The 1,934-nt window shown below is 38.8% G+C and carries 2 protein-coding genes and 1 pseudogene; 1 reads left to right on the top strand and 2 read right to left on the bottom strand.

Annotation, left to right across the window (positions count from 1 at the left end; all coding sequences use genetic code 11):
• Nucleotides 1–379, top strand: a 379-nt coding sequence (gene spx / locus AC1DUW_RS27105; RefSeq protein ID WP_477643961.1) for a transcriptional regulator Spx, incomplete at its 5' end; no start/stop codon positions are given.
• Between the two features lie 36 nt (nt 380–415).
• Here the strand turns inward: spx and AC1DUW_RS27100 are convergent.
• Nucleotides 416–1,846 (bottom strand): HAMP domain-containing sensor histidine kinase, encoded by a 1,431-nt coding sequence (locus tag AC1DUW_RS27100; protein WP_477643960.1) that lies wholly within the window; start codon nt 1,844–1,846, stop codon nt 416–418.
• A pseudogene (locus tag AC1DUW_RS27095) lies at nt 1,833–1,934 on the bottom strand (DNA-binding response regulator); the annotation flags it as partial. The pseudogene AC1DUW_RS27095 and the gene AC1DUW_RS27100, both read right to left, overlap by 14 nt.

Genomic DNA, 1,934 nt, shown 5'->3' with positions numbered 1-1,934 from the left:
TAAAGCAAAAGCTTGGCTTAAGAAAAACGAAATTTCCTACAATGAACGTAATTTATATTCACAACCKCTTTCTATAGAAGAAATTAAAGAGRTTTTACGTAAAACAGAAGGCGGTACAGATGAAATCATCTCAACCCGTTCTAAAAAATTCAGTAGCTTAAATATCGATATAAATAATACACCATTAAATGATCTTTGTAAGCTTATTCAAGATAACCCGGATTTACTTCGCCGACCAATTATTTTTGACCATAAGAATTTACATGCCGGTTATAACGAAGAAGAAATGGGACGCTTCCTTCCTAGAAATGTACGTCATGTTCAATTATGGCGCGCAATCAGCCAACTGGATTATCAACCATCCCACATCGGTGCWTAATTAAAGGGTTGTCCATTAAAGCGGACAACCCTTTTTTTATATCTGATTTGCTTTCTCTACAATAATTGTAAACGTCGTCCCTTGTTCATTACTTTCTTTCARCACAAGATCTCCCTTTTGCGCTTTGGCAAGYATCTTGCTGAATGRCAGTCCTAAACCTAAACCACGTATCTTCAGCTTTTTGTCTTCACCTCGATAAAACGGTTCAAACACATACTGTTGTTCATGTACAGGAATTCCTCGGCCACTGTCCTGCACATCAATACATATCCTATTGTCTTCCTTCTCATAAAGATTAATCTCTAGTTTCCCTATGCCATCAAGTGAATGCCTAGCATTATTTAAAAGGTTAATGACAATTTGCTGCATCCGCAAAGAATCAATTTGGCCAAAAATAGGTTCTTCAGGAACCTTTATATCCAGATTAAACTCTTGATCATCCTGGGTGACTTGCCAACGATAGGCGATTTCCTGGATGAATGTATTGATATTTTCTTTTTGTACTCGAATTTTAAAGGCACCTGCTGAAATAGCATTATAATTGAGCAAATCCTCTATCATTCCTTGCAGGCGTTGTGTTTCCTTTAAGGAAATATCCAAGAATTCCTTACTTTGCTCTCCGGTAACAACTTCATCCTTAACTGCTTGAATTAGTCCGCTAATGGAGGTAACCGGTGTTTTCAAATCATGAGTGACACCTGCAAGCAATTCCGCCCTTAATTTTTCCATGGCCTTTAAACGATTGGTCATTTCCTTAAATGACTCTATTAGTTCATAAATTTCTTCTTCCCTTATGTCCTCTTCCTCTTTGAAATGGATGTCATAGTTGCCCTCACGAACCTGAACGGCAGCGTTAGCGACGTCTTGAATTGGCCTCGAAATCTGTCTCGAAAGTAGATAAATGACTCCTGTGCCCAGCACGAGGAGGCCTCCAATCATGATTGCCAACAAGCCATGGTCCTGGTTGAGTTCTTTTAATGCCCCTTCTTCCTGGGCAATGACTACCCATCCCTTAGTCTCTTCATTAAACGTAATGGGAGATTTGACGACATATACTTTGTTGTCCGAAATTTTGACCTTCTGAATTAACTCAGGATTTTTCATAATAACGCTAGGAAGCTTATTATTATCTGCATCTATATATAATTGAGGCATCGTATAAATGATGCTGCCATCGGGATCGACGATATAGATAATCGGCTGCTGGTTCAAGTGAAGGATTTTTTCCCTTTCCTCAACGATTTCCGAAAGTACAGGTCCAACGACAATCTGGCCATTTGCCTTTATCGCTCGGTCAGATGTTTCATCAGCTAAGTACTTAAGGAGGCTTAGCCTATATTCTAATGCGGTTTTTTCCATCCACCATAATGAAAAAATAGACAATAATACTAAGCCTGAAATCAAGGTCAATACGTATCTCTTCGTCCAATAGCGCTGCAAAGTGGTTCTTTTTCTAGTTTTTTTCATAGACACTAAGTTGATACCCCAATCCACGCAATGTTTTAATTTCCCCTTCACAAGAAGGCCATGAATCGATTGCCTTCCTGATTCGTTT

It is taken from the genome of Peribacillus sp. P4_C12 (assembly GCF_056402095.1).
Note: the sequence above shows the minus strand (reverse complement) of the source record. Positions and strands in the feature narration are given on the sequence as shown.